Raw genomic sequence first — 24,695 nt, forward strand, 5'->3', positions numbered from 1 at the left:
ATACTCTTTTGTTATCCCGTAAATTATAGCATTAAAAATTATTTTTAGCTATTACAAGTTGTCCTATTGATATTCCACCATCATTTGTGGGTATATTTTTATGGGTAAGAACTTTAAAGTTTTTCTTTTTAAGTTCATTATAGGTATTATTAAGTATAAAGTTATTTTGAAATACCCCGCCACTTAGAGCAACTACATTAATATTAAAATCTAATCTGAGGAATTCACACATCTTTACAATATAGTTTACTATGGTTGAATGAAATCTTAAGGATATTCTTTCAATAGGAATTTTATTTTCTATATCTATAAGGATAGAGTTTACAATTTGGAGTGGGGAGACAATATATATTCCATTGTTATCTTTAATATTAAAATCATATCCAATATCTAAGGTTTCTGTTTCTAAAATTGATTCTAGCATTATTGCAGCTTCTCCCTCAAAAGATGAAGTGTGACAAAGGTTAAGAAGTGATGCAACTCCATCAAATAATCTTCCCATACTAGAAGATGGATAAGATTTTTTAGTGTCAGAAAGTAATTTATATATAATATCATAAGTTTTTTTATAATTAGTATCTAAAATTCCTTTAATCCTATCTAAATCTATGTTATATAGATATGATAGGGCGATTTTATAGCCTTCCCTAAGACTTGCATCTCCACCTAAGAATCTAATATAGTCTAAATGTCCAACCCTTTTATATTCTTTTAAATTACAAATGAAAAATTCACTTCCCCAAATAGAGTTGTCCTCCCCATATCCTGTTCCGTCAAAAGCCACACCAATTACTTTTTCGCTATATTTGTTGTCTACCATGCAGCTTACTATATGAGCATGATGATGTTGTACTCCTAAAGTAGGTATGTTTAAAGAACCTGCATATTTACTACTTTCATAATCAGGATGCAAATCGTGAACAATTAATTTGGGATCTATTTCAAATAATTTCTTATAATGTTCTATATTGCTTTTAAATCTTTCTAGGGATTCATAGTTAATTAGCTCTCCATTATGAGGTCCTTGGTATATATAATTTCCCTTAGAGATAGAAAAGGTGTTTTTCATGTCACCTCCTACAGCAAGAATCTCTTTTGAATCATTATAAAGAAGAGGGAGAGGGGCATATCCACGACTCCTTCTAATAATCATATTATCATAAGTGGTATATTTAATTATGGAGTCATCTAAAGGTAAAAATATATCTCTATCATTCATTAGAAAAAAGTCACAAAATTGTTTAAGGTTATCTATAGCTTTTTTGTTTTCAAATTCTAAAGGAAGTCCAGATAGATTTCCTGATGTCATAATAAGAGAGTCTATATCAGTGGTCTGAAATATTAAAATTTGAAGGGGAGTAGATGGTAGCATCACTCCTAAATAGTTATTATTTGGAGCAACTATATTAGGTAAGTAGTTATTCTGTTTTTTCTTTAAAAGAACAATAGGACGTTCTTTACTTAATAAAAGTTGCTTTTCAGGTTCGTTTACATAACAAAAATTTTCTATTGTTTGTATATCTCTCATCATAAGTGCAAAGGGCTTTGACTTTCTTATTTTTCTTTTTCTAAGCTCTAGTACTGTATTTTCAGAATAAGGATTACAACAAAGATGAAAGCCAGATAAACTTTTTATTGCGAAAATAGAGCCTTCTTTTATTTTTTTACCAAAGAAATTTATAAGTTTTTTATTGTATTCCCATGAATTTATTTTTTCTTCCAATAATATTTCTTGGGTAATATCATTTCCTGAATTATCAGTTATAAATATTTTAGGGCCACAACTTGGACAACAATTAGGTTGTGCATGAAAGCGTCTATTACTCATAGTTGTATATTCTTTAAAACAATCTTTACATTGAGTGAAATTAGACATGGTGGTTACTTTTCTATCATAAGGAACTTTTTTTATGATTGAAAACCTAGGACCACAATTAGTGCAATTAGTAAATGGATATAAATATCTTTTATTATGTGGATCTAAAATATCAGTTGTACAATTTTCGCAAGTACATATATCAGGTGATATAAAAATTTGAGTTTCACAAGCCTGGAGGCTTTCTTTAATTTCAAATGAAGTTAAGTTATAGTTTTTATCATTTTTAATAGAAAAGGATTCAATTCTAGATAATTCTGGAGGGGATGTTTTTAGTTCATTTATGAAAGATGAGATACTTTTTTGGGTCCCTTCAATATGTACTTCTACACCATTACTATCATTTAAAACCCATCCGCGTAAACTAAACTTTTTTGCAAGATTATATATATATGGCCTAAAGCCTACTCCTTGAACTATTCCTGTAATTTTTATTAAATGTGAACAAACCATTGTAGAACACCACCTTAAGACGAATTGTTAATATAAATTTTATCATAAATGTATGAATTTATGTAAATAAATTGATTTTGGGGGGGAAGCTAAAAATGAAGTGAAGGTATTTAAGCTAAAAAAAGGAAGGGATTAACCCTTCCTTTTAATATCTTCTTCTACGTCTTGAACGACTATATCTCTTTCTATTATTGATAATCTTAATTATAAGAACTATTAAAATTACTATTATAACAATCGCAAGGATAATAGCAAGATATACAAACATATTAGCCTTTATAAGCTTAAATACTGTTAAATCACTGCTGCCTTTTACTTCGAAAGCTGAATCTAAAACTGTTGCGCTTAAAGGAATATCATTTTTAGAAGCAAGTTTCCAAGCATTGTTACTTTCTGGTTTTAGTGTTATTTCTAAGTTGTTTACATTAAGGGAATTGTTATATAATTTCAAGTCTTCACTTAAAGTTACATTAGCTGTTATTGTTTTTGTTGGTCCAAAGAATCCAAATAATTTGTATTCAAGTTCAAGAGAACCAACATCATCTCCAGCCTTCTTAACAACTTGTTTTTCAGCAGAATAACTATAATCCATCATAGAATTTAAGTCTCTAAATCTAGCATCATTATCGTTTCTATCAGACTTTAATACTACACCAATAAGTTTACGTCCATTTCTTTCATATAGACCAGCAAAGCATGTTCCAGCATCATTAGTAACACCTGTTTTACCACCTATATTCCCATTTTTACCTAGTTCCGTATTTCTATTTTCTAAGTGTATTATATTGTCTCCAGGTAAGGTAACTGTAGCATTTGAAAGTGCCATAGTTTCTCTTATCCATTCATTTTCATAAACTTTCTTAGTTAAAATAGATAACTCATAGGCTGTAGAATAGTTTACATCTTTTCCTGTTACGGAATCTGGTAAACCATTAGGGTTTTTGAAGTGAGTATTTACTAATCCAAGCTCTTTTGCTTTGTCATTCATCATTTGAATAAATTTTTCTGAGGTTCCACCAACATGATCTGCAATCATATATGCAGCATCATTACCAGAGAATAATAAAAGTTCCTTCATAACTGTATCAGCATCAATGGTATCTCCTACTTTAAATGATTTACCATAAGGAAGCATTTGTTCACTTTGCATAGTATATGGTGGTTGTGCTAAAGCAGTTTCTGTATATACTATTTGGTCTGTTTTTTTTGCGTTTTCTGCAAAAAGTAATGCTGTCATTAGCTTAGTTGTACTAGCTAAATACATTTTTTCATTACCACTTTTTTCGTAAATTACTTCTCCGGTATCATAATCAACAACGATTCCAGCTTTTGAAATAATTTCTGGCGTATTAACTTTTTCTGTGGCATGGACCTTACTAGCAAAAGGTGCTAATAAAGATATGGAAAGAGCTAATGCCAATGTTTTTAACGTCTTTCTTTTCGTCACGGTTCATCTCCCCATCTCTTAAAAAATAATGTGTCTGAAAACAGTTTTAGTATATCATTTATGTATTTTAATAACAATATGTAAAATGACAATATTCTTAATTTCCTATTAATTACTTAAATATAAAATCTTAAAAATGCAAACACTAAGGATAAATGAAGTAGGAGGTGAAAAAATGAGGAAACTAAAAGGATTTATATTAATTATATTAAGTTTTTTGTGTGTACCATTTTTCAATTATAAGGTGGATGCAGTGGAGGGAGAGAAGTTAGTTTATTTAACTTTTGATGACGGACCTTCACCTAATAATACAAATAGAATATTAAATGTTTTAAAGAAAAATGATGTGAAAGCATCTTTCTTTGTTGTTGGAAAGAATGTTGAAATGTTTCCGGAGGTTGTAAAAAATATGGACAAGAATAATATGGATATATATCCACATTGCAACAATCATACTTATAAAGAACTATATAGTTCCAGAGATTTTTATTTTAATGACTTAAGCAAATGTCAGGAATCTATCAACAAAGTGACTGGCAAAAATGTTGGGTGCACATTTGTACGGATGCCAGGAGGATCAGATAACTTAGTTGGAGATAGGGAGGTTCTAGCTAGTATAAGAGAGAATCTTATAAAAAAGGGAGTTGATTATGTAGATTGGAACGTTGATTCTGGTGATGCTACAGCTATAAGAGTAGCAAAAAATATAATAGAGGATAATGTTAATTCTGGTGGCTGCAAATATCAAGTTGAAGTTCTTTTAATGCACGACTTAGATAATAAGGATACTACAACTGAAGCTTTAGAAACTATAATTAATGAGTACAAAGTAATGGGATATAAATTTAAAACTTTAAGTGAGATGGAGCCATGGGAAAAACAATACTTAGAGAATATAAGAGTTATTAATAGAAGGTAGGGAAATAACAATATATATTTATAAAAATATATAAATACATAAATATATAAATAGGTGAAAAAGTTCAACTATAAAATAGAGAGTAAAAGAGTTAATAGATTTATAAAGAATAGATAGAATAAAAAGAACTCTGCCAAGTTAGCAGAGTCCTTTCTATTCTTTAAATCTATTTATTATATGTTCCTTAGCTTTTAATTCAAATGTATCATCAAGTTTATTTAGTTCAACAGAACCATATTTCTTTTCTAAAGCAATCTTTAAAAATCTATCTGCAAGTTCAGGATTTTTTGAAAGTAATGATCCATGGAAATAAGTGCAGAAAGTATTTTTATAGATACATCCTTCATAACCATCTTCACCATTGTTGCCGTATCCGTGAATACACTTCCCAAGTGGTTTTAATCCATTTATAAATGTTCTTCCTGAGTGGTTTTCAAAACCAACATAGGTTTCATCAAAATCTTCATTGTATATTACAGTGTTTCCAATAAGTCTTTTTTCTCCACCTTCAGTATAGATATCCAATATACCTAATCCCTGAAGTTTTTCCCCATTAGGAGAGATATAGTGCTTTCCTAGAAGTTGATATCCGCCACATATAGCAAGAAGAACTTTTTCCTCTTCTATATATTGCCTTAGAACTTCTTCTTTATTGGTTTTAAGGTCTTCAGAAACAATTGATTGTTCATAGTCTTGACCTCCTCCAAAGAAAACTATATCTATTTCATCTTTATTAAATTTATCATTTAAAGAAACATTAACTATATTAACCTTTATACCTCTTTCTTCAGCTCTATGTTTCAACACAAGAATGTTACCAACATCCCCATAAACATTTAAAAGATCAGGATAAAGGTGACAAATATTTAATTCCATAATTCCACTCCTTTTTACTACCAAAGCTTTTTAATATAGCCTTTTGAGTGTAGATATTTTCTGTAATTAATCATGGCTGTATAAGTAGCTAATATATAAATTCTATTAGTGCTACTATTTTTAATTTTTTCTGTTAATGCTTCATAATTTTCTTCTAGAATAAATTTTTCTGAGTTAAGTCCAGCTGTTTTTAATCTGACAGCCATATCATATAATCTTATTCCTGAAACAAATATATCTTTTATAGGAAGTTCTTTTAATCTTTCAAAATCAACATCCCAAATCCAAGAAACATCAGTACCATCAGCATAATTATCATTAAGCATAAATAAAGTAGAGAAGTCTTCTTTATTTAAACAAAGTGTATCTATAGCTTGGGTATATCCAGCAGGATTTTTAACAAGTATTATTTTTACTTGTTTATTATCTATATGTATTTCTTCTTGTCTACCAAAGCTAGAATCTTGTTTTCCAAGGGAAGATTTTATTGATTTTTCATCAATCCCCATTTCTTTGGCTATTGAATATGCACAAAGACCATTATAAATATTGTAAATTCCTGATTGACTAATATTAATTTCATCATTATTAATAAGTACTTTGGATGAATTAGGATTTAATTCTAAAATTTCATTTACGGAATATTTAAGATCAGCTCTTTTATAGCCACATTCCGGGCAGTAGAAATCTCCTAGATGATTATATGTTATAAAGTTATATTGATATGGAGCCTTACAAACCTTACAGAATTTTGCATCAGCATTAACATCAATAATATTATCTTTTTTTATTCCTATGTTAAAACCATAATATGTAGTTTCGTTTGGTACAGGTAATTTACCAAATAAAGAATCGTCACCATTTAAAACTAATTTAGATAATGGAACTTTTTCAACACCCTCTAAAATTTTTGAAAGAGTAGTATAAACTTCACCATATCTATCTAATTGGTCTCTAAATAAATTAGTAATAGTTATAATTTCAGGGGTTATATATTCTGTTACAAATTTTAGATTAGCCTCATCTACTTCAATAATGGCATAGCTATCATGATTTTTCTTGAAAAAACTATAATTATCTATAAAGCAAGCAACTATTCCTCTAAATAGATTAGCTCCTGTATTATTTGTAATTACTGTATGTCCATTTGCCTTGAATATATTAGTAATCATACTTGTAGTAGTAGTTTTACCATTAGTTCCGGTTACAAGTATAACCTTATATCCTTTAGCAACCTTTTTTAATATTTCTTTATCAAATTTTAATGCCACAGTACCTGGAAAGGTGCTTCCACCTTTTAGAAGGTTTTTAGATATAAATAATGTGATCTTACCAGCTAAAATACTTAAAATAGACTTAATATTAATATTGCTCACCACCTTAAATGCTTACTATTTAGTATGTCCTTAAAAGCTTAATTGTAAACTTTGAGAATAAGTATAGCATAAACTTATAATATTTTGTAGAAGATTATAAGATAAAAGAGATATTTTGTGTGGTATTTACAGTTATTTGTAGTAGATTTTTTATATTGTAAATGTTAGAATAATACATATGTAAACCTTGTGTATAAGTGAAAAGGTGGGTGCAGTATGGAAAAAGTTTTAAAAACAATAAAAAATAGTTTTGGAAAAATAGGGACAGCCTATAAGAAGTTTTCAGAAAAAGATGAGAGAATAGATACTATAATAACTATATCAGGGGTAATGTTATTTGCCTTTTTAGTTATGTTTACTTGTCAAAAAATAATGGGTGCTAATGCAGTTAGCATAGCTACTAATAAAGCTGAAGCTAGCTTTTTTGAAGGGGATTATGATGCAGCAATTGCAGAATATGAAAAACTACAAGAAGATGATGAGTGGCCTATTTATACAACTAAGATTGCAGAGATTTATTCAGTAAAGGGAGATTATGAAAAATCAAACTCTTTATTAGAACAATCATATCAAAAAAGAAATGAACTTATCAATGAGAATGGTAAGAGTAAATATAATGATGTAGATGGTGAACTTGGAAATCTTATAGCAGTTACTTTTCTTATGAATGGAGAAAAGGAAAAAGCCTTAGAATATGGTGAAATATTCATGGCAGAAAATGTATTAGATAAGACTATTCAAAGAACAATGTTTACAATATATATGGTAAATGGACAAAGAGAAAAGGCTAACAATATAATTAAAGAGTATGATGTTGATGAAGAATCTTCTTATGACTTAGCATTATATGCAAGAATGAATATGTTAGTAGATGATTGGGATAAAGGCTATGAGATATTAAAGGATGCTTGGTATAAAAATAAAGATGAAATAAAAGTATATGATGTTATAGCTCAGATTTCATCTTACGATAGAGATTCTGTAATTATGAAGTTATCTGAGTTGTCAGAAGCAAATCCAGATGAAGTGTGTTACAAAGTTTGGCTTGCAAAGTGTTATTCAATGCTTGAAGAAACTACTAATGAAGCAAACACTTTAGTACAAGAGATACAAGGGGAAGATGTTGGTAATGTAGTTTTTAAGACTATTATCGCAAAGATTGATCAACACTTAGGAAATAATGAAGAGGCTGAAAAAATATTAAATGCAGTAATAGAAAATGATGAGAATTCATATTTTGGTTATCACACAGCAGCTTGGTATTACTTTGATTTAGGGGATTATGATAAGGCTTTTGAATTATGTAAACAAAGTATTTTAGCCAATAAAGATTACCCTGATAACTACGGATTCTTAATACCAGAAATTATGATAAAGAAAGAACAAAGCGAAATAGCAGAACCTTATTTAAGAATGGCTATTGAAAAGGAACCTTTTAACTATAATATATTATTAAAAATAGCGGATTATTATTCATATACTACTAATAATAAGGCTAAAGCTTATGAGTACTACAATTTAGCTTCATTAGTTAAGCCAAATGATGCTGAAATTTTATATAACATGGCCAACATAAAAATAGAAGATGGAAAGAATAGTGAAGCTATAGAGTTATTAAAGCAATGTACTAAATTAGATGAACAATCTACAAAATATTTTAGAACCTTAGGAACTGTATATTTAAATGAAGGAAAAACAGATGAAGCTATAACTGCAATTAGAGCTGCTTATTCAGTAGATAAGAGTGATGTTAAGACATTAAATAATGCAGGAGTCTTTTATATTGCAGTGGAAGGTGAAGTTGAAAGAGGAATGGTTAATATAAAAGCAGCATATGATGGGTTAACTAATTCAGTAGATACTGAAACAAGAAATGTTATATCTGAGAATTACCAAAAGGCAAAGACCCTATATGATGCTTATAATAAGGAAGATGGATCAAAATTAACAGTACCAGACTTTACATTATTCTATTAAGAAAAGGTAGGGAGAATAGAAATAATTATAGATGAGTAAGAGAAGTTGCTTTGCAATTTCTCTTTTTTTGTAGTGGCAAATTCCTATGATGAAAGTTTTTTCTTTTTTACTCTTAATTAGTTAATTAGAATCTTTGCCTAATTATAGAAAAAATAATATAATAATAGTGGATTAACTAAAGAAAATTATAGGAGGGGTAGTATGTATCCGATTAAGTTTGAAAATTTGTATTATGAGAGAATATGGGGAGGTAGAGACCTGGAAAAATTTAGGGATAATGTACCAGAAGGATGTATAGGAGAAAGCTGGGATATAGCTTGCCATAGAAATGGAACAGGAATTGTAGAAAATGGAACACTTAAGGGGTTATCATTTAAAGAACTTATAGATAAATACGGAGAAGAAGTTGTAGGAAGAAAAATTAGCAAGGATAATTTCCCATTATTAATTAAGCTTATTAACTCAAAGGATAAACTATCTGTTCAAGTACATCCAGATGATAAGTATGCTAAAGAAGTAGAGAATGACTTAGGGAAAACTGAAGCATGGTATGTTGTAGACGCAGAAGAAGGAGCATCACTTATTGTAGGAACTAAGGATTGTGATAAAGAAATATTTAAGAAGGCTATAGAAGATGGGTATTTAGAACCATATTTAAATAAGATACCAGTTAAAAAAGGTGATATGTTTTATGTTCAAAGTGGTTTAGTACATGCCATATGTGAAGGAGTAACCATAGCAGAAATCCAACAAAGTAGTGATACAACATACAGAGTATATGACTATAATAGAGGAAGAGAAATACATGTTGAAAAAGCTCTAGATGTAATTAATTTTGATTTAAAGTGTGAAAATAGTAAAGGTATTACAATTCATGGAGAAGGCTTTGATAAAACTATTTTATGCTTAAGTGAATTCTTTGCAATTGAAAAGTATGAAGTTAAAAGTAAGGTTATAGAAAATAGTGACTTAGATAGATTTTTCTTGTTCACTTGCGTGGAAGGTAATGGTAAGATAGTGTCCTCAGGAAATGAATTAGAAATAAAGCTTGGAGATAGTATTTTAATACCTGCAAGCCTTGGGGAGTATACTTTAGAGGGAAACTTTACTTTATTGAAGAGTTATGTTCCTGATTTAGAAGCAGAAAAATCAAAAATATTAAGTAATGTAATTAAGTAAAATGGACGATAAGAAACTAGGAGTGTAATTGCTCTTAGTTTCTTTTTTAAAAGGTGGGAATATAATGGCAAATAAAAATAAGTTTAAATTAACACAGGTTATACTTGTTGCCTTAATAATTATTGTTTGTGCTACTCTTTATTTCGAAAACTTTAGTAATAACAAGGGATTAAGAGTTATAGAATGGGATAATGTTTATAATGATAATAACATTACTTTATTTTATCAAGATATTGAGGAGAAGCCTAATTCTATAAAAAAATTGGATAATGTTTATAGTGTAAGTAAAATAGTTAAGAACAATAAAAGTGAATTAGAAAAGGCCTTACAAACTGTAGATATATTAAAGAGCATAATTGAATATGATGATGTAGATAGTTCTGTTGCTAAAGATGGATATGGTATCTTAGAGGAAAAAGGTGGGAACAAAAAGGTATCAGATAGAGATATGGCAATAATAGAACGAGATATTTTATTAGCAGCTGGATTTGTGGCTAGAGTTGGTGAGTTTAGAAAAGAAACACCTCAGTTTGAAAAGAATCCTTCATATTATGTTGTTGAGTACTGGAGCAAAGAGAATAATAAGTGGATAATGTTGGATTTTAAGGATAAAGGGTATTTAGAAAAAGATGGGGTAAAACTATCTTCTATTGAGGTTTTAGGAGAAAAGCTTAAGGACTTAACTTATATAGGAAACAGTGCTCAAAATGATTACAGAAAGAAGATGTCTAAATACTTATCTTCATATACAGTTGCAATAGATAATACTATTTCAATGAAGAAAAGTAATAGCTATTTAACATACTGTAGTTCAGAAAAAGATATTGATATGAAGGTTGGAAAAGATTATTTACCATCAACAATTTTTACAACAGAAAAGATACTATTTACATTGTCACCTAATACCAAGGCAAATGGTAAAGATAGTAGTACATATATAATAATAATGAGAAAGCCTATGGAATCTTCAAATAGTTATGTTTATGTTATTGGTGCATTTGAGAATGGAAGTACAATAAAAGATTACTATTTAAGAATTAATGATGGTGAAATGAAAAAGATAGATAGATATGAAGAAGTTGAATTAGTAAAAGGAACAAATAAAATAGAATTATCTAAGGATGGAGTAAATATAATTAAAAAGATAGTAGTAGAGAGGGATAAATAATCTTAATAATTTATTAAGTAATAGACAAGGACTTTTTGGTTAAGTATAATAAAAATCGGAATTAAAAAGAAAGTGAGTGTGATATGAGTGGGGTTAGACTTAATATTTATTTTAAAATCAATAATTATTGCAATTGTTGAGGGGCTAACAGAATTTATTCCAGTATCATCTACAGGACATATGATTTTAGTAGGAAGTGCTATAAATTTCCGTAGTGTGTCTCCACAATTTGCAGAGATGTTCGAAGTAGTTATTCAACTTGGAGCTATTTTAGCTGTAGTTGTGCTTTACTGGATAAAAATTAAGGATAGTGTAATAGAATTTTTCCAATATATTTTTACAGGTGGTAGAAAAGGAAAAGTAGGATTTAGATTTGGAATTAATGTTATAGTAGCATCAATACCAGCAGGTATAATAGGAATGTTATTTTATGATAACATTAAGGCATTATTTAGACCAGAAGCTGTAATTGTAGGATTTATAGTTGGTGGTATATTGTTACTAGTAATTGAAGGTCTATTTAGAAATAAAAAGCATGCTATAAAAGATATAGATGAAATTACTCCTGGAAAGTCATTAATAGTAGGTTGTTTCCAAGTACTTTCAATGTGGCCAGGTATGTCAAGAAGTGCATCAACTATTATGGGTGGATGGATTGCAGGATTATCTACTCCTATAGCAGCAGAATTTTCATTTTTCTTAGCAGTGCCAGCAATGATTGGTTCATCAGCAAAGGATTTATTTGAGTTTGATTATTCAATTATGAATACTACATTATGGATTGCTCTAGTATTAGGATTTATAGTGGCATTTGTTGTTTCTATAATAGTAATGAAGAAATTTATTGATTATTTAAAGAAAAAACCAATGAGAGTATTTGCTATATACAGAGTAGCAGCAGGAATATTATTAGCAGTATTAGTATTTACAAAGATAATAACACTATCGTAAATATAAATCATAGGAGAGAAACTTCAATTAGAGGTTTCTCCTTTTTACGTCTAGAAAATTATAATTTTAATTTGATATAAATTAAAGATAGTATTACATTTTCCTTACCTTTAGTATGATTGGAGGGATTTGTTTTGGTGTAACTTGGAGCTTGCGATAGAACGAGAAAAATAAATATTAACTCTATCTTTTTTATGTCCTTATTATTTTTTGTAAAATTTATAAAAATTATAAAATTTACATTCAATTTTACTTTTCACCCATTTAAATTTATGTTATCATAAAATAAGTAAATGACATTTTCTTGTAATGCATCGTATGTAAACAATATCAAAAAGTGTCGTAAAGTAATAGTTTTTATATTTTTTTATTCAAAATTGTTTGAAAATAATGAATATAAAAACAATTACGGTATAACGTGTGTGGTAGAGGGGGATATGAGAATGGAACAACAAATTAAAAAAATTGCCTTACTAACAGGTGGTGGAGATTGTCCTGGATTAAATGCAGTAATTAGAGCTGTAACAAGAACTGCAATATTAAATTATGGTATGGAGGTTATAGGCTATAAATTTGGATATAGAGGCCTATATAACAATGACTTCATTCCTCTAACATTAGAATCAGTATCAGGAATACTACATAGAGGAGGTACTATTCTATACAGTTCAAACAAGGACAACCTATTTGATTATCAAGTAGAAGAAAATGGCGAAATGGTAAAAAAAGATGTTTCAGATGTAGCTGTAGAAAATATGAAAAAAGAGGGTGTAGATGTTCTAGTTGTAATAGGTGGAGATGGAACCTTAACATCAGCTAGAGATTTTGCTAGAAAAGGAGTTAAAGTAATAGGTGTTCCCAAAACAATTGATAATGATTTGGCATCTACCGATGTTACATTTGGATTTAATACAGCTATAGATGTTGCTACTGGAGCTTTAGATAGGCTTCATACAACTGCTGAATCACATCATAGAATTATGATTTGTGAGGTTATGGGAAGGGGTGCTGGTTGGATAGCATTAGAGTCTGGAATAGCAGGTTCTGCAGATGTTATTTTACTACCAGAAATACCTTACGATATAAATAAAATTAAAGAAAAAGTTGAAGAGAGAAGAAAAGAGGGCAAGCTATTTACTATTATAGTAGTAGCAGAAGGGGCTAAGCCTAAAGATGGTGAAGTGGTAGTTTCTAAGATTGTAGCAGATAGTCCAGATCCAATTAGACTTGGTGGAATTGGTAATAAGTTAGCTGATGATTTAGAGAGGATAATTCCAGACCATGAAGTAAGATGTACAGTGCTTGGTCATATCCAAAGAGGAGGAACTACTTCAACTTATGATAGAATTCTTTCAACTAGGTATGGAGTAGCTGCTGTTGAGTTGATAAATGAAGGTAAGTTTGGTGATATGGTATGTTTAAAGGGAGATACAATATCTTCTGATAGTTTAGAAAATGTTATTGGACAAAAAACTAAGCAAGTATCACCAGATGGAGAATTAGTTCAAGTTGCAAAAAAAATAGGAATTTCTTTTGGAGATTAGTTTAATATAAAAGTGATATGAAAGATTTTTATGAAACTCCTCTAATGGGGAGTTTCTGCAATATCTAATATTAATGATATTATATTTAATTTATATCTTCAAAATTTTCTGAAAATATGATATACTTTTCCTAGGGACAGTTAATTTTTAGAAGCTGGAGGGTATTATGAAAGAGATAAAGAGATATTTAGAATCAAGAATAGGAACTTACGGATTTTTCTTTGAAGATCTATCGAGCGGATTCATTTATGGGTACAATGAAAACGTTCAAATGGTTGCGGCAGGTTGTATGAAACTTCCGATAGCAGTTTCTCTTATAAAAGCTGTTGAAGATAAAAAGGTAGATTTTATGGATAAGATCAGTATAGAAAAAGAGGATAAAGTTTATGGAACTGGTATAATCCATGAGTTTAATGAGAGAGAGTATACAATATTTGAATTATTAGTAGCGATGCTTATACAAAGTGATAATACTGCAGCAAATAAGATAATTGATATAATTGGAATGGATAATATTAATTCTGACATAAAAGAAATGGGATTAAAAAATACTATTCTTAATAGAAAGACTAGTGATGAAAGACAACCTAAAGATGGTATAGAAAATATAACAAGCGCATATGACCTTTCCAAGATATGGAAGCATCTACATAATGCAACTTATCTAAATAGAGATAATAGCACTATGTTAATAGATATATTAAGAAGGCAACAAATTAAGAATAAACTTGCTTTATATATACCAGATGATTTGAAGTATGAAATTTCAAGTAAAACTGGTGATAAGAAAGGTGTTGAAAATGATACAGCATTAATACAATTACCTAAAGGAAATTTTGTGTTTACTGTATTATCAACTTCCGTTCCTAATAGTGTATATGGAACAGTAACTTTAGCTAAGTGTGGCAAAATGATGTGGGACAATGTCATGAATAATTGGCATTAATATAAATATAAACTCTATTAATGGGTAAAGTAGAGTATCAACTATGGTAAATGAGAAGATTAGGGTAAAAGAGAATGTATCAAAGTAAATTTGGTACATTCTCTTTTTATAATTATATTTAGTTTTTTAAGGATATTAATGATGTAGAAAAGCAGATAAGAATAATAGGTATTAACCAAAACTATAGTAATAATATTATTAGTTACATGAAAAGCTTAAGTTTGTCTAGGGAAGAATTATTAGTCATTGAAAAAGACTGCACAGAAGTTATAAATTTAATCGATGGGAAAAGTTTTATAAGTGACTTATCTTTATCATTTTGATGAAAGGAAGTATAAAAGAAGTTAGGGGATATATAGAGAATGTAAAAAGAAATAATTCTATTACGGACATAGTTAATATTTTAGATAGAATTGAATTTAAAATCTTAGGAGAAAATAGTGGGTTTTCCAAAAAAGTTCTTAATTCTAATATTCCGGACTTTGCTATTAATGTGATAAATGAATTTGAATGGGTACTAAATTTTTAGTGCCTTTTTGTTTTGTTTTTTATTTGCTGATATAATAGGAATGACATTTTAATAATATGGGGGCGTAGTATGATAAATGAAGTTATAAATGGAATTAAACCATTATATAAAGATAAAATTGAAGAGGCGAAAATAAGAGTTGATTCATTAGCAAAACCTTTAGGAAGTTTAGGAAGACTTGAGGATTTAGCAATACAGATTTCAGGCATAACAGGAAATATAAAGAATTCTATAAATAATAAAGGAATTATCATTATGAGTTCTGATAATGGAGTGGTTGAAGAAGGGGTAGCCTCATCTCCACAATATGTAACTTTGGCCCAAACAAAGAATTTTATTCGATGTAAAACTGGAGTTTGTGCAATAGGTAAAACAAATGATACAAAGTTAATTGTTGTAGATATAGGAATAAATTCTGATGAAAAAATAAATGGGGTTGTGGATAAAAAAATATCTAAAGGTACTAGAAATATATATAAAGAAAATGCTATGAGCTATGAAGAAGCTAAAAGGGGAATTGAAGTAGGAATTGAGATGGCTAAAAAAGCTAAAGATGAAGGCTTTGATATAATTGGTGTTGGTGAAATGGGAATAGGCAACACTACAACATCTGCAGCAGTTTTGATGTGTTTGATTGACTGTGAAGTTGATAAAGTAGTTGGTAAAGGTGCTGGAGTTACTGAGGAGGCCTTTAATAAGAAAAAGCTAGTGGTTAAAACGGCTGTTGAAAGTAAAGATATAAATAGAATGGATCCTATAGATATAATCTCAAAGGTTGGAGGGTACGATATAGCTGGAATGACAGGAGTATTTTTAGGAGCTGCATTTTATAGAATACCTGTTGTTATTGATGGCTTTATTTCAGTGGTATCAGCCCTTTTAGCATCAAGGTTTAATCCTGTTGTAAAGGAATATCTTATCCCTTCTCATAAGTCTAAGGAAATAGGATATAATTTAGCTATAGAGGAGTTAGGCATTGAGCCAATGCTTAATTTAGGAATGAGACTTGGAGAGGGGAGCGGCTGTCCAATAGCATTTTCTGTAGTGGAGTTTGCATTGTCTATGATGAATAACATGGCAACCTTTGAAGAAGGAGAAATTGATAATTCTTATCTTGAAAAAATTAAAGGAGAAGAAAATTATATAGTATGATAATATTTGTTGTTGGCGGGTCTAAAAGCCAAAAATCAAATTATGGAGAGCTTATTGCAGAAAAGCTATTTAATAAGGGAAATTTATATTATCTAGCTACTATGAAGCCTTATGATGAGGAGGATTTAAAAAGAATAGAGGAACATATAAAAAATAGAAGTGGACATGGCTATATAACACTAGAGGTTCCAAGGGATATTATTAGTGTTTTACCAATGTTAAGCAAGGATGATACGGTATTACTTGATAGTATTACATCTCTTGTTACTAATGAGATGTTTAATAATAAACAGGTTGTGAAAAATGTTAAAGATAAAATTATAACAGAAGTGAATGCAATTTCTAAGAAGGTTTCTAAATTAGTTATTGTATCAGATTATGTATTTAGCGATGGAATTAAGTATGATGATTTTACAGAGAGTTTTAGAAAAGAACTTGGTATTATAAATTGTGAAATAGCTAAAATGTCACAGGTTGTAATAGAGAGCTCCTTTGGAAATATTATAGTACATAAAGGTAAGGAAAGGATTAATAATGAAGAACTTATTGAATGCATTTAATATGGCAATTAGTATGTTTACAGTAATACCATTGCCTAAATATATATGGGAAGAGATATCTGCAAAATATATGATGAGAATATATCCCTTTGTAGGATTTATAGTAGGGCTTATATGGTATGGGGGAGGAGTACTTCTTAAGTATTTTGATATAAGTTTAATGATGTCCACAGGTATTTTGTTAACTCTTCCTTTTATAGCTACAGGTTTTATACATCTAGATGGATTTATGGATGTTTGTGATGCACTCCTTTCTAGAAAATCTAAAGAGGATAAGCTGAAAATTTTAAAGGATTCTAGGGTTGGGGCCTTTGCTGTTATATCTTTAGGTCTTTTGTTTATTATGGATTTTGCAGGAATTCACACTGCATTAGAAAAGGATTTTAATTTAATTGCTCTTATATTAATACCTATAATATCTAGGACTATAGCAGCATACTTTATTATATCTAATGAGCCTTTAGGTGAAAGCTATTATGGAAATCTCTTTAAAAATGGGACAGGTAAAATAGACAAGATAACTCTAGGGATAACTTTTATAATTACATTAATTTTGAGTTATTTCTTAGGAAATAAATATATAATAATGCCGCTAGTTATGGGAGTTGTAGGGGTAATTCTTTTGAAAAATTGTAAAAAAGAACTTGGTGGAATTAATGGAGATGTAGCTGGATACATTCTTGTATTAACTGAGTTATTTGGAATTTTAGCTTTAGCTGTTATATAAGGAGAAGGATATGGAACTATATTTTGGTGGAGCTTATAACGGTAAGCTTAGGCTTATAAAGGAAAAGTTTAATATAGATGAGGATAATATATTCTTTTGTGATGAATGTGAAATAGACTTCTCAAAGAAGGTTATATGTGGAATTCATGTGTTTATTTATAATGAAGTAATTAATGATAGAGATGCAGTGGAGTTTTTTAAGAGAAATATAGAAAGATTTAAGGATAAAATAATTATTTCAGATGATTTATCATCTGGTATAGTACCTTTAAAAAAAGAGGATAGAAAGTGGAGAGAGGAAACAGGAAAAGTGTTACAATTTTTAACTAGTAAAAGTAATAAGGTTACAAGAGTATTTTGTGGCCTTCCTATGGTTTTGAAGGATGAATAGAGTAGTTTTGTATTTAATAAGACATGGAAAAACCCTATGTAATGAAAGAAGATTGTATTGTGGCAAATCAGATGTTTCATTGAGTGAATTAGGATATAAGGAGATTCTTGAATTAAAATCTAATGTAGATTATCCCAAGTGCAGGTTAAATTATACAAGTGGTGCTAAAAGGGCAAATGAAACTTTTGAAATTCTTTTTCCAGATTCAAAATACGCAAAGAAAAATGATTTTTTTGAATATGATTTTGGAGATTTTGAGATGAAGTCCTATGAGATGCTAAAGGATAATAGTGATTATATAGCTTGGATTATGGATGAAAGTAAGAATGTAAAATGTCCAAATGGTGAGTGTAAAGAAGAGTTCTATAGAAGAATTAGTAAGGCTTTAAGGAGCCTTTTAAGGGAAGTTATAGAAAAAGGTGAAGAGGAAGCTTTGCTTATTTGCCATGGTGGTGTAATAGGTACCTTACTTGAATTATTCTGTAAATCCTCAAAGGATTTTTATACAATGCAACCTAGTTGTGGTAGGGGATATAAGTTAGAGGTTAAGGTTGATAAAGATATAGAAATAAAAATACTAGGAGAGATTTGAGAAATGTTATCATATACCATAGGTTTAGTATTAGATTTTATAATAGGAGATCCTAATAATCCTTTTCATCCAGTAAGAATAATAGGAGCTTTAGGTAGTAAGTTTGAAAATATAACAAGAAGAGTATTTAAAAACCTAAAAATATCTGGATTTATAACATGGTTAGGAGTTATATTAATAACTTTTTTAGTTAATTCATTAATAGTTAGGATTGCTTTTAGTATAAGCAATATATTTGGAATTATTATTGAAGGGATATTATTATATTTTTGTATATCTTCTAAGGGATTAAAGGTAGAAGGATTAAAGGTAATTAAAGTTTTAGAATCAGGTAATATTGAAGGGGCAAGGAAGCAACTATCCTACATAGTAGGAAGAGATACTAAAGTTCTAGATGAAGAAGGAATTATTAGAGCTGTAATTGAAACAGTAGCAGAAAATACATCAGATGGAATAATAGCGCCACTATTATTTGGAGCTTTAGGTGGTGCACCTCTTGCTATGACATATAAAGCAGTTAATACTTGTGATTCAATGTTTGGATATAAGAATGATAAATACATAGATTTTGGGTTTGTACCTGCAAAGATGGATGATTTATTTAATTATATTCCAGCAAGAATTACAGGATATTTAGTGATTTTTGCTGCATTTATATTAGGACTAGATTATAAAAATAGCTATAGAATTTATAAGAGAGATAGATATAATCATACTAGTCCTAATAGTGCTCATCCAGAATCAGCTGTTGCAGGAGCTTTAGGAATAAGACTTGGAGGAGCAAATTATTACTTTGGTAAGATTGTAGAAAAGCCAACAATAGGTGATAAGAATAAGGTAATAGAAATTTCTGATTTATATAAGACAAATAAGATTTTATTAGTAGTTACTTTATTAGGGTTTAGTATTGGACTTATTATAATAGTTCTTGGAGGGTTACTATAATGAACTTAGGACACGGTGGAAATGTAGAAGAGATATGTAGAAAATATAATCTTTGTGAAAAAGATATTATAGATTTTTCTGCTAATATAAATCCTTTAGGAATTTCTAAAAAAGTTAAGGAAGAAATGATTAAAGCTTTAGACAAAATAGAAAGATATCCAGATATAACTTATCATGATTTGAAAATGGGTATTTCTGAATATGAAGGTATTGATTATAATAATATATTTTTAGGGAATGGAGCAGCTGAGGTTATATTTAATGTAATTAGAGGGCTAAAGCCTAAAAAGGTTCTTCTTCCAGCTCCAACCTTTTCTGAATATGAAGATGGTATAAGGGCTATTAATGGAGAAATAGTTTATTATAAATTAAATAGGGAAAATTTTAAGTTAGATGATGGATTTTTAGAAGCTATAGATAAAAGTATCCATATGCTTTTCATCTGTAATCCTAATAATCCAACAGGGCAGTTAGTATCTAGGGAGTTTTTAATTAAAGTGTTAGATAAATCTTCTAATACTAAGGTTGTTATAGATGAGTCATTCTTAGATTTTATAGAAGATAAAAGTAGATACTCTTTAATAGACATGTGCAAAGAGTATGAAAATCTTATTGTAGTTAAGTCTCTTACAAAGTTTTTTAGTTTTCCTGGCATAAGAGTAGGTTATGGAATTACAGGAAATGCTGAATTTATTAGAAAGATTAACAAGGTTTCTGTGCCATGGTCTATAAATACAGTTGCTTCAACTGGAGCAATAGTTGCGCTTAAAGAAAGAGAATACCAGAAAAACTCAATAGATTTTATAAAAAATGAAAAGGTATTTTTATATAATGAGTTGTGTAGATTTAATGAATTAGAGGTTTTTGAAGGATCAGTTAACTTTATATTTTTTAAAACTAGAATAGATATTAATTTAAAAGAAGAACTTGTTAAGTATGGAATAATTATAAGAAGCTGTAGCAATTATATAGGGTTAGGGACTGATTATTATAGGGTTGCTGTAAGAACTAGAGAGCAGAATGAGAAACTTATATATGCTCTAAGAAAGGTATTTAATAAATGAAAGAGATTTTGATTATACTAGATGGATTTATGGAGGAGTGTCTTGAGGGACATTCCTTTAAAAAACTTCTTTTTGGAGATATGAAGTTAAATTATACTGAGATGAAAGAAGACTTTTCAGTGGAAGGAAAGGATTTAGATAGTTTAAATTGTATTTTTAATATGCTAGGTTACGATAGTTCTAAGGTAGATATAGGAGAAAGGGCCTTTTACGAAGCTCTAAATAGGGGGATAGAAATAAAAGATGAAGAGGGGATTTATAGGTGCAATATAATTAAGGTTAATAATGGAATACTAGAAGACTTTACTGGTGGAGCTTTAGATAAAAATATAGGAGAAGTTTTAAAAGAATTTAAAATAGAAAATGGATATTTTTATCCAGGTTACCAATATAAGAATTTACTTTTTTTAGATGAGATTGTACAGGAAAAGCTTAGCCCACCGCATTTTAATGTAGGGAAAAAAATAGAAGAAATTATGCCTAAAAATAAAAGATTAAGGAATATAATTAATTATTCTTATGAATTTTTTAAAGATAGAGGTTTAGAAGGATTAATGCTTTGGCCTTGGGGGGCTTCAGGTGAGGTTAAATTGAAGAAGTATAATAAGGATTCAGTGTTAATTGGAGGAATAGATTTAATTTGTGGTATGGGAAAGGCTTTAGGAATGAGAGTTGTTCAGCCTAAAGGAGCTACAGGTGAATGGGACAGTGCATTACATAATAAACTAGGAGGTGTATTAGAGTGGATTTCAAAAGTTAATAATATTATTTTACATGTAAATGGATTTGATGAGCTTTCTCACAGGAAAGATTTTAAAGGGAAAATGCAGTTTTTAGAAAAAGTTAAAAATGAACTTCTGTTTCCTTTATTAAATCTTAAGGGGGTAAATATAAGAATAACTTGTGACCATAGGACAGATTCATTTACAGGTAGTCATGAAAAAGGTTGTGTGCCATATTTAAGTATATTTAATTGACAAAATATAAGCGTTTAAATATAATGGTTAGGAATTGACTTGTTTTAGGTGTTTTACTTAATAGGGAATGGAGTGTAAATCTTCAACTACCCCAGTAACCGTGAAATGGACAAAATCTAGTTAAGCCACTGCATAAATATTTATGTGGGAAGGTTAGATTGCGGATGAAGTTAAGTCGGGAGACCTGCCTAATAGCGATGGTACTATTATTCTCTGAGGGTGGAATTATAGGGTACGTAGGTCATTTTACTTATTGTACAAAAAAGTAGAATGTATATGCATACCTTAGGGTATGCATTTTTTTATGATACGTCTTCAATTCAAAACCCCATAATGTAAATGGAGGGATTAAAAAATGAAACTAACAAAAAAACTAACAGGTCTTATTTTATCTATTATGATGTTACTAGCAGTATTAGTAGGTTGCTCAGATAAGACTGTAACAATGCAAGATAGAGAAGGCAATGATTTTACTAAGCCTAACAAGGTGGAAAGAATAATATCAACAGCTCCATCTAATACAGAAGTTTTAGTTGCTTTGGGAATGGCTGACAAATTAGTTGCTGTAGATAAGTATTCAGAAGATGTAGAAGGAATAAGTAAAGATATTCCAAAGATAAATTTTAGAAATCCAGATGCTGAAACTATTATAGGATTAGAACCAGATATAATAATTGCATCAGGACATAATAAAGCTGGAGATGAGGATCCATTCCAAGCTGTTAAAGATGCAGGCATACCTGTAGTATATATTCCAAGTAGTGTAAGTTTTGATGGAATATATGGAGATATTGAATTTATAGGTGACTTAGTTGATAAAAAGAAGGAAGCTTCTAAGTTAGTTGAAGATATGAAAAAGGAAGTTGCTGATATAAAAGCAATTGGGGATACAATAACTGATAAGAAAACAGTTTACTTTGAAATAGGTTCAGGTTCAAAGCTTAGTTCATTTGGTTCAGATACATTCTTAAATGAAGCTATTTCAATAATTGGAGCTAAGAATATATTTGAATCTGAAAAGAGTTGGATTTCACCAAGTGAAGAGTCAGTTATAGCTGCTAATCCAGATGTAATCTTAACAAACCAAGCATTTTTAGATGATCCAATAGGTTCAATTGCTACAAGAAAAGGATGGGAAGGTGTTACTGCTATTAAGAATAATCAAATATTCCTTTTAGATAAGAACACTACATCACGTCCAAGTCAAAATGTTATAGCTGCATTAAAAGAAATGGCAAAGGCTGTATATCCAGACAAGTATGAATAAAAAGAGAAAGATGTTAGTGTGGTTATCACTACCACTAGCATTTTTGGTGATATGTATTGGAACTTCCATTGGGAGTTCCAATATTAATATATTCAACATTATTTCAGTTATTGGGAACAAGTTATTTTCTCTTCCTTTAATTGAAGGTGTTGGAAGTAATGATGTGGCGATTATCTGGGTTGTAAGATTTCCTAGAGTTTTGCTTGCTTTTATGGTAGGAGCAGCACTATCAGTAAGTGGAGCAGTTATGCAGTCAGTACTTAAGAATCCTTTAGCTTCACCATATACGTTAGGGGTGTCTTCAGGAGCATCTTTAGGTGTAGGAATATATATAGTTTTAGGGGTATCAATTCCTTTTATAGGGAATTTGGCATTACCTTTTATAGGATTTTTATCAGGGCTTTTAACAGTTATTATGGTTATTTTGTTTGCTAATAGAGTAGATAAAGGTATGTCTAATAATACTATTATTTTATCAGGTATGGTTTTTTCACTTTTTGCCAGTGCTATGCTTACTACCATTTCAGCATTAAATACTCATAAGATTGAGGCTATAACTATGTGGCAAATGGGTTCATTTAATATGAGAGGATGGTCTTACTTGCTAGTAGGAGTTCCATTCTTTATTGTAGGAGTATCTATTGTATTAAGATATTCTAGGGAAATGGATATTTTAACATTTGGAGAAGAGGGAGCAAAAGCAATAGGAGTTGAAACTGAAAAAGTTAAAAAACATTTGTTATTTTCAACAGCAGTGCTTACAGGAAGTGCTGTAGCTTTAAGTGGAACTATAGGATTTATAGATTTAATTGTACCCCATTTGGTGAGAAAGATATTTGGATCAAATCATAAAGTAGTTATACCTATGTGTATTTTATTAGGAGGATCTTTTATGGTGCTTACAGATTTAGTGGCTAGAACTATAATAAGTCCATCTGAATTACCAGTTGGTGCAATAACTGCAATTATAGGAGCACCATTCTTTGGCTACTTATATTTTAGTAAAAGAAGTAGGTGATATTATGCTAAAGGTTAGAAATTTATATTGTGGATATGATGGTAAAGATGTTATAAAAGATTTTAATATAGATATAGCTAGGGGACAAAATATTTCTATAGTTGGTCCAAATGGGTGTGGAAAAAGTACCTTACTTAAGGCAATAGTTAGTTTAATAGATTATAAAGGAAACATATTTTTAGATGGAAAAGAAGTTAAAAGTATAAAGAGAAAAGAGCTTGCAAAAAGGGTGGCTCTTATGAGTCAAAGTTCTCAAATATATTTTCCATATACTGTTTATGATACAGTTGCTTTAGGGAGATATGCTCATATAGATGGAGTATTTGCAAGACTTTCCAAGAGGGATGAGGAGATAATATTAAACTGTCTTAATAATGTAGGGATTTTAGATTTAAAAGATAAACTTATAAATGAACTATCTGGAGGACAACTTCAAAGAGTTTATCTTGCAAGGGTTTTTGCACAGGAACCTGATATTATTTTACTTGATGAACCTACAAATCATTTGGATTTAAAGTGTCAGATAGAAATACTAGAACATATAAACAAATGGACAAAGGAAAATCAAAAAACTGTTATTGGAGTATTACATGATTTAAACCTTGTTCAAATGTTTAGTGATGATGTGATTATGTTAAGTGAAGGACATATAGTTTCTAAAGGCAAGACAAAGGATGTATTATCAGAAGATAAGCTTAAAGAAGTTTATGGATTGAATATAAGGAAGTTTATGATAAATGCCTTAGAAAAGTGGAGGTAGA

Annotated in this window: 22 protein-coding genes and 1 riboswitch; of the genes, 18 read left to right on the forward strand and 4 right to left on the reverse strand. The window is 29.6% G+C overall.

The genetic code is table 11. From position 1 onward, the window contains the following. Positions 1–31: 31 nt before the first annotated feature. Positions 32–2,329 (reverse strand): carbamoyltransferase HypF, encoded by a 2,298-nt coding sequence (hypF, locus tag KIB46_RS09910; RefSeq protein ID WP_291671605.1) that lies wholly within the window; start codon positions 2,327–2,329, stop codon positions 32–34. A 145-nt stretch (positions 2,330–2,474) separates the two neighbouring features. Continuing rightward, complete coding sequence (locus tag KIB46_RS09915) at positions 2,475–3,776, reverse strand: serine hydrolase (RefSeq protein ID WP_291671607.1); 1,302 nt, start codon at positions 3,774–3,776, stop codon at positions 2,475–2,477. Between the two features lie 175 nt (positions 3,777–3,951). Between KIB46_RS09915 and KIB46_RS09920 the strand changes: the two genes are divergently transcribed. Continuing rightward, entirely contained in the window at positions 3,952–4,695 is a 744-nt protein-coding gene (locus tag KIB46_RS09920) for a polysaccharide deacetylase family protein (protein WP_291671608.1), read from the forward strand. A 153-nt stretch (positions 4,696–4,848) separates the two neighbouring features. Here KIB46_RS09920 and KIB46_RS09925 read toward each other — a convergent pair whose 3' ends face one another. Beyond that, positions 4,849–5,571: a type 1 glutamine amidotransferase gene (locus KIB46_RS09925; protein ID WP_156560916.1), complete on the reverse strand. Its 723-nt coding sequence runs from the start codon at positions 5,569–5,571 to the stop codon at positions 4,849–4,851. Between the two features lie 17 nt (positions 5,572–5,588). Beyond that, complete coding sequence (locus KIB46_RS09930) at positions 5,589–6,947, reverse strand: MurT ligase domain-containing protein (RefSeq protein WP_291671611.1); 1,359 nt, start codon at positions 6,945–6,947, stop codon at positions 5,589–5,591. Positions 6,948–7,163: 216 nt separating this feature from the next. Between KIB46_RS09930 and KIB46_RS09935 the strand changes: the two genes are divergently transcribed. From KIB46_RS09935 to KIB46_RS10015, 17 genes are all read left to right on the forward strand, one after another. Next, positions 7,164–8,924, forward strand: a complete 1,761-nt coding sequence (locus tag KIB46_RS09935) for a tetratricopeptide repeat protein (RefSeq protein WP_156560918.1) — start codon at positions 7,164–7,166, stop codon at positions 8,922–8,924. A 201-nt stretch (positions 8,925–9,125) separates the two neighbouring features. Then, positions 9,126–10,103 (forward strand): type I phosphomannose isomerase catalytic subunit, encoded by a 978-nt coding sequence (locus KIB46_RS09940; RefSeq protein ID WP_291671612.1) that lies wholly within the window; start codon positions 9,126–9,128, stop codon positions 10,101–10,103. Between the two features lie 64 nt (positions 10,104–10,167). Next, entirely contained in the window at positions 10,168–11,271 is a 1,104-nt protein-coding gene (locus KIB46_RS09945; RefSeq protein WP_291671613.1) for a hypothetical protein, read from the forward strand. 87 nt (positions 11,272–11,358) lie between these two features. Then, positions 11,359–12,222 (forward strand): undecaprenyl-diphosphate phosphatase, encoded by an 864-nt coding sequence (locus KIB46_RS09950; RefSeq protein ID WP_156560921.1) that lies wholly within the window; start codon positions 11,359–11,361, stop codon positions 12,220–12,222. Positions 12,223–12,665: 443 nt separating this feature from the next. Next, positions 12,666–13,766 (forward strand): 6-phosphofructokinase, encoded by a 1,101-nt coding sequence (locus KIB46_RS09955; protein ID WP_156560922.1) that lies wholly within the window; start codon positions 12,666–12,668, stop codon positions 13,764–13,766. A gap of 166 nt (positions 13,767–13,932) precedes the next feature. Next, entirely contained in the window at positions 13,933–14,712 is a 780-nt protein-coding gene (locus KIB46_RS09960; RefSeq protein ID WP_156560923.1) for a serine hydrolase, read from the forward strand. Between the two features lie 598 nt (positions 14,713–15,310). Next, the gene (gene cobT / locus KIB46_RS09965) at positions 15,311–16,393 is read left to right on the forward strand and encodes a nicotinate-nucleotide--dimethylbenzimidazole phosphoribosyltransferase (RefSeq protein WP_156560925.1); all 1,083 of its coding nucleotides are present in this window, start codon (positions 15,311–15,313) and stop codon (positions 16,391–16,393) included. Next, positions 16,390–16,953 carry a bifunctional adenosylcobinamide kinase/adenosylcobinamide-phosphate guanylyltransferase gene (locus KIB46_RS09970; protein ID WP_291671617.1) on the forward strand — a complete coding sequence of 188 codons (564 nt, stop codon included), beginning with the start codon at positions 16,390–16,392 and terminating at the stop codon, positions 16,951–16,953. Before cobT ends, KIB46_RS09970 begins: the two co-directional genes overlap by 4 nt. Then, positions 16,928–17,680 carry an adenosylcobinamide-GDP ribazoletransferase gene (locus KIB46_RS09975; RefSeq protein WP_291671619.1) on the forward strand — a complete coding sequence of 251 codons (753 nt, stop codon included), beginning with the start codon at positions 16,928–16,930 and terminating at the stop codon, positions 17,678–17,680. Before KIB46_RS09970 ends, KIB46_RS09975 begins: the two co-directional genes overlap by 26 nt. 10 nt (positions 17,681–17,690) lie before the next feature. Further along, positions 17,691–18,071, forward strand: coding sequence for a bifunctional adenosylcobinamide kinase/adenosylcobinamide-phosphate guanylyltransferase (locus KIB46_RS09980; protein WP_156560928.1), 381 nt, complete (start codon positions 17,691–17,693; stop codon positions 18,069–18,071). Beyond that, complete coding sequence (locus KIB46_RS09985) at positions 18,064–18,663, forward strand: histidine phosphatase family protein (RefSeq protein WP_291671621.1); 600 nt, start codon at positions 18,064–18,066, stop codon at positions 18,661–18,663. Before KIB46_RS09980 ends, KIB46_RS09985 begins: the two co-directional genes overlap by 8 nt. Positions 18,664–18,666: 3 nt before the next feature. Further along, positions 18,667–19,608 carry an adenosylcobinamide-phosphate synthase CbiB gene (gene cbiB, locus KIB46_RS09990; protein WP_156560930.1) on the forward strand — a complete coding sequence of 314 codons (942 nt, stop codon included), beginning with the start codon at positions 18,667–18,669 and terminating at the stop codon, positions 19,606–19,608. Next, the gene (gene cobD, locus KIB46_RS09995) at positions 19,608–20,672 is read left to right on the forward strand and encodes a threonine-phosphate decarboxylase CobD (protein ID WP_291671624.1); all 1,065 of its coding nucleotides are present in this window, start codon (positions 19,608–19,610) and stop codon (positions 20,670–20,672) included. Before cbiB ends, cobD begins: the two co-directional genes overlap by 1 nt. Further along, on the forward strand, positions 20,669–21,649 hold the full coding sequence (locus tag KIB46_RS10000) for a hypothetical protein (protein ID WP_291671626.1): 981 nt from the start codon (positions 20,669–20,671) through the stop codon (positions 21,647–21,649). Before cobD ends, KIB46_RS10000 begins: the two co-directional genes overlap by 4 nt. A gap of 29 nt (positions 21,650–21,678) precedes the next feature. Then, positions 21,679–21,856: riboswitch (cobalamin riboswitch) on the forward strand. Positions 21,857–22,004: 148 nt separating this feature from the next. Beyond that, positions 22,005–22,916, forward strand: a complete 912-nt coding sequence (locus KIB46_RS10005; protein WP_156560933.1) for an ABC transporter substrate-binding protein — start codon at positions 22,005–22,007, stop codon at positions 22,914–22,916. Next, complete coding sequence (locus tag KIB46_RS10010; RefSeq protein ID WP_156560934.1) at positions 22,909–23,934, forward strand: iron ABC transporter permease; 1,026 nt, start codon at positions 22,909–22,911, stop codon at positions 23,932–23,934. Before KIB46_RS10005 ends, KIB46_RS10010 begins: the two co-directional genes overlap by 8 nt. Before the next feature lie 4 nt (positions 23,935–23,938). Beyond that, positions 23,939–24,694, forward strand: coding sequence for an ABC transporter ATP-binding protein (locus tag KIB46_RS10015; protein WP_291671651.1), 756 nt, complete (start codon positions 23,939–23,941; stop codon positions 24,692–24,694). The last annotated feature ends 1 nt before the right edge of the window (position 24,695 follow it).

Source organism: Clostridium sp. (assembly GCF_018372875.1).
Lineage (GTDB): Bacteria > Bacillota > Clostridia > Clostridiales > Clostridiaceae > Clostridium.

Bases quoted from the DNA above. Each gene is read 5' to 3' on its own strand.
- hypF (WP_291671605.1), bottom strand. From the start codon at position 2,329: ATGGTTTGTTCACATTTAATAAAAATTACAGGAATAGTTCAAGGAGTA.
- KIB46_RS09920 (WP_291671608.1), top strand. From the start codon at position 3,952: ATGAGGAAACTAAAAGGATTTATATTAATTATATTAAGTTTTTTGTGT.
- KIB46_RS09925 (WP_156560916.1), bottom strand. From the start codon at position 5,571: ATGGAATTAAATATTTGTCACCTTTATCCTGATCTTTTAAATGTTTAT.
- KIB46_RS09935 (WP_156560918.1), top strand. From the start codon at position 7,164: ATGGAAAAAGTTTTAAAAACAATAAAAAATAGTTTTGGAAAAATAGGG.
- KIB46_RS09940 (WP_291671612.1), top strand. From the start codon at position 9,126: ATGTATCCGATTAAGTTTGAAAATTTGTATTATGAGAGAATATGGGGA.
- KIB46_RS09945 (WP_291671613.1), top strand. From the start codon at position 10,168: ATGGCAAATAAAAATAAGTTTAAATTAACACAGGTTATACTTGTTGCC.
- KIB46_RS09955 (WP_156560922.1), top strand. From the start codon at position 12,666: ATGGAACAACAAATTAAAAAAATTGCCTTACTAACAGGTGGTGGAGAT.
- KIB46_RS09960 (WP_156560923.1), top strand. From the start codon at position 13,933: ATGAAAGAGATAAAGAGATATTTAGAATCAAGAATAGGAACTTACGGA.
- cobT (WP_156560925.1), top strand. From the start codon at position 15,311: ATGATAAATGAAGTTATAAATGGAATTAAACCATTATATAAAGATAAA.
- KIB46_RS09970 (WP_291671617.1), top strand. From the start codon at position 16,390: ATGATAATATTTGTTGTTGGCGGGTCTAAAAGCCAAAAATCAAATTAT.
- KIB46_RS09975 (WP_291671619.1), top strand. From the start codon at position 16,928: ATGAAGAACTTATTGAATGCATTTAATATGGCAATTAGTATGTTTACA.
- KIB46_RS09980 (WP_156560928.1), top strand. From the start codon at position 17,691: ATGGAACTATATTTTGGTGGAGCTTATAACGGTAAGCTTAGGCTTATA.
- KIB46_RS09985 (WP_291671621.1), top strand. From the start codon at position 18,064: ATGAATAGAGTAGTTTTGTATTTAATAAGACATGGAAAAACCCTATGT.
- cbiB (WP_156560930.1), top strand. From the start codon at position 18,667: ATGTTATCATATACCATAGGTTTAGTATTAGATTTTATAATAGGAGAT.
- cobD (WP_291671624.1), top strand. From the start codon at position 19,608: ATGAACTTAGGACACGGTGGAAATGTAGAAGAGATATGTAGAAAATAT.
- KIB46_RS10000 (WP_291671626.1), top strand. From the start codon at position 20,669: ATGAAAGAGATTTTGATTATACTAGATGGATTTATGGAGGAGTGTCTT.
- KIB46_RS10005 (WP_156560933.1), top strand. From the start codon at position 22,005: ATGAAACTAACAAAAAAACTAACAGGTCTTATTTTATCTATTATGATG.
- KIB46_RS10010 (WP_156560934.1), top strand. From the start codon at position 22,909: ATGAATAAAAAGAGAAAGATGTTAGTGTGGTTATCACTACCACTAGCA.
- KIB46_RS10015 (WP_291671651.1), top strand. From the start codon at position 23,939: ATGCTAAAGGTTAGAAATTTATATTGTGGATATGATGGTAAAGATGTT.